The organism is Halalkalibacter lacteus, from assembly GCF_036663595.1.
GTDB lineage: Bacteria > Bacillota > Bacilli > Bacillales > Bacillaceae_D > Halalkalibacter > Halalkalibacter lacteus.
Genome location: NZ_JAWRVL010000095.1, coordinates 1 through 563, shown reverse-complemented (window position 1 = coordinate 563; position 563 = coordinate 1). Strand labels below are relative to the sequence as shown.

General features: G+C 40.0%; 1 protein-coding gene. It reads right to left on the bottom strand.

The annotated features are described in order from the left end of the window. Window positions 1–563: 2-hydroxycarboxylate transporter family protein (locus SAZ04_RS21640; protein WP_332699559.1), on the bottom strand; the 563-nt coding region annotated here is incomplete at both ends.

Here is a 563-nt window from a genome sequence, read left to right as displayed (position 1 = left end):
TCCAGCTGTAATAGCAGATTCAATTGGATAAAATCCGACTGCTTTTCCCAAAAGAGCAGCTCCTAACACCGCACCAAATACAACGCCTGCAACAAGAAGAATATATTGTACACTCATAGCAGCTAAGACCGCATTTAAATCGGTGAACGCTACACCAATTCCAAAAAGCAAAGCAAGTGTCCATGTTTTAGCAACAAATTGATACCACTGACTCGCACCTTCTACTACATTGTCTGGAATGACATTTACAATTTTAGCGATAGCCACGAGAATAATCATGATTGCATACGGGTGTAGCGGAATGATCGCCCCTAGTAAGTGACCACAGGCGAAGAATAATAAGGCTAACAGTAAACCAATCCCCATTTTCGAAATATCAAAAGTCGACTTTTGTTGTTCCATCTTAAATCCAGGAATAAGCTGACCATTCCCTGATAATGACGGTACTTTATTTCCGAGAGTATTTAAAAGACTTGCAAAGATAATGGCAAACACATTACCAAGTGCTAAAGCAGGAACGAGTATCGAAATGTAATAACTCGGTGAGTTACCTAGGAATTCAG